The 2,581-nt window shown below is 62.1% G+C and carries 2 protein-coding genes and 1 tRNA gene; 2 read left to right on the top strand and 1 reads right to left on the bottom strand.

Features of this window, described 5'->3' with window-relative positions; all coding sequences use genetic code 11:
• Window positions 1–1,574, top strand: a 1,574-nt coding sequence (lepA, locus tag VNS12_RS02335; protein WP_325486230.1) for a translation elongation factor 4, incomplete at its 5' end; no start/stop codon positions are given.
• Between the two features lie 117 nt (window positions 1,575–1,691).
• A tRNA-Arg gene (locus tag VNS12_RS02330) sits at window positions 1,692–1,768 on the top strand.
• Here VNS12_RS02330 and VNS12_RS02325 read toward each other — a convergent pair.
• The coding region (locus tag VNS12_RS02325; protein WP_325486229.1) for a zinc ribbon domain-containing protein at window positions 1,739–2,581 on the bottom strand (843 nt) is incomplete at its 5' end. The genes VNS12_RS02330 and VNS12_RS02325 overlap by 30 nt on opposite strands.

The following is a 2,581-nucleotide window of genomic DNA, read 5'->3' as shown; positions in this document are numbered from 1 at the left end:
ACCTGATGGACACGCCGGGCCATGTGGACTTCGGCTATGAGGTTTCGCGCTGCCTGGCCGCCTGCGAGGGCGCGCTCCTGGTGGTGGATGCCAGCCAGGGCGTGGAAGCCCAGACCCTGGCCAATGTCTATCAGGCGATCGATGCCGGTCTGGAGATCGTGCCGGTCCTCAACAAGATCGACCTGCCCGCCGCCGAGCCTGAGCGCGTCAAGCAGCAGATCGAGGACGTGATCGGCATCGATGCTTCCGACGCTGTGGAGATTTCGGCAAAATCCGGCATCGGGATCGACAAGGTGCTGGCCGCCATTGTCGACCGCCTGCCCGCCCCCGTCGGCGATGAGAATGCGCCACTCAAGGCCATGCTGGTCGATAGCTGGTACGATCTCTATCTCGGCGTCGTGGTGCTGATCCGGGTGGTCGATGGGCGCATCCGCAAGGGCCAGAAAATCCGCATGATGCAGTCCGGCGCGACTTACGACCTCGACCGGGTGGGCGTCTTCACCCCAAAACTGGTCGAAGTTGGCGAACTAGGCCCTGGCGAGATCGGCTTTTTCACCGCGTCGATCAAGGAAGTGGCCGATACCAATGTCGGCGACACCATCACCGATGACCGCAAGCCCACTGCCGAGCCCCTGCCCGGCTTCCGCCCGGCCCAGCCGGTGGTGTTCTGCGGCCTGTTCCCGGTCGATGCGTCAGATTTTGACGATCTGCGCGCCGCAATGGGCAAGCTGCGCCTCAACGACGCCAGCTTCTCGTTCGAGATGGAAACTTCGGCGGCACTGGGCTTTGGCTTCCGCTGCGGGTTTCTGGGCCTGCTGCACCTGGAAATCATTCAGGAGCGCCTGAGTCGCGAATTCAACCTCGACCTGATCACCACGGCGCCCTCGGTGGTCTATAATGTGCACATGAATGATGGCTCGGTCATCCAGCTGCACAACCCCGCCGATCTGCCCGATCCGATCAAGATTGCCGAGATTGCCGAGCCCTGGATCAAGGCGACCATTCTCACGCCGGATGAATATCTGGGCGCGATCCTGAAACTGTGCCAGGATCGGCGCGGGATGCAGACAAACCTCTCCTATGTCGGCAATCGGGCGATGGTCGAATACGATCTGCCGCTGAACGAGGTGGTGTTCGATTTCTATGACCGGCTGAAGTCGATTTCCAAGGGCTATGCCAGTTTTGACTACCAGCTCGACGATTATCGCACGGGCGATCTGGTCAAGATGAGCATCATGGTCAATTCCGAACCGGTCGACGCGCTCTCGATGCTGGTGCACCGCTCGCAGGCGGAACACCGGGGCCGTGTCATGTGCGAAAAGCTCAAGGACCTCATTCCCCAGCACCTTTTCGTCATTCCCATCCAGGCGGCCATCGGCGGACGCATCATTGCCCGCGAAACCGTGCGCGCCATGCGCAAGGACGTCACCGCCAAATGCTATGGCGGCGACGCGACCCGCAAGCGCAAGCTGCTGGAAAAGCAAAAGGAGGGGAAAAAGAAAATGCGCCAGTTCGGCAAGGTCGAGATTCCCCAGGAGGCCTTCATCAAGGCCCTCAAGATGGGCGACGACTAGGCTCGCACCATCGGCATCTTACATACGCAACAGTGGACTTCCGCCAATTCCTCTGTTGCGCAACCGGCGCTCTTACAGTAGGTTCGCGCCGTTCCCCTCAGGCGCGTCAGCGCCCGGGCACCCGTAGCTCAGCTGGATAGAGCGCTGCCCTCCGAAGGCAGAGGTCACACGTTCGAATCGTGTCGGGTGCGCCATTTCAGAACAGAACTATGAACGCCGAACGCCGCCGTTTCTACGCTTGAAGCGGCGACCAACGTTCGCAGCAGTTCCGACTTCGATCCCATGATGCGAACCTCGTCGTCGGCAACCTCGACACGCTGCGCCAGCGCGCGTAGATGGTCGCGGCGGTAGCCGCCATCGTTGAGCCTGATCCGTTCACGGGCTTTGCGGGCAAACCCCTTGAGCATATCGGGGGTGACGCCCTGATTGCCTGAACTATCGAGCGCGAGCTGCGTGCGCTCCGCGTCGGCGGCGGCTTGATCCCGCAATGCCTTGAGGCTCACCATGCGTTCCTTTGCCATGGCGTCGTCCTTGTCCACCATGCCGGCTTCGATGGCGTCAAAGAGACGGCCGAGCCGCTGGTCGGCTTCCGTGATTCGCCTTTGAAGCTCGGCAAGATGCTCGCGGCGGCGTTCGGTGCGTTCCTGTCGGCGGTCGATGACGCAGGCAAGGACGGTTTCCAACCGCTTGGGCAGGAGCAGGCGGTCCCCGATATAATCGGCGACCGTATGGTCCAGCTTGTCCATGGGGATTGTGCGACCCTTGCAGCCGGTCTTGCCCTGCCGGGCCTTGGTCGAGCAGGTATAGTAGCGGTATGTCGCGCCCGTGCTGCCTTGGCCGGTGCGAAGGGTCATCGCTCCCCCGCACTTGGCGCAGAAGCAAATGCCGGTCAGGAGCGTCGGGCCGCTGGAGACACGTGCAGGCGTCACCATGGGATTGCGGGACTTGAGGCGGGCTTGCACCGCGTCGAACGTCTCGCGCTCGATTAGGGGCGGCACCGCCATGAT

This window comes from Pelagibacterium sp., assembly GCF_035555455.1.
GTDB lineage: Bacteria > Pseudomonadota > Alphaproteobacteria > Rhizobiales > Devosiaceae > Pelagibacterium.
The sequence above is the reverse complement of the archived record's forward strand: the minus strand, read 5'-3'. Positions and strand labels throughout refer to the sequence as shown.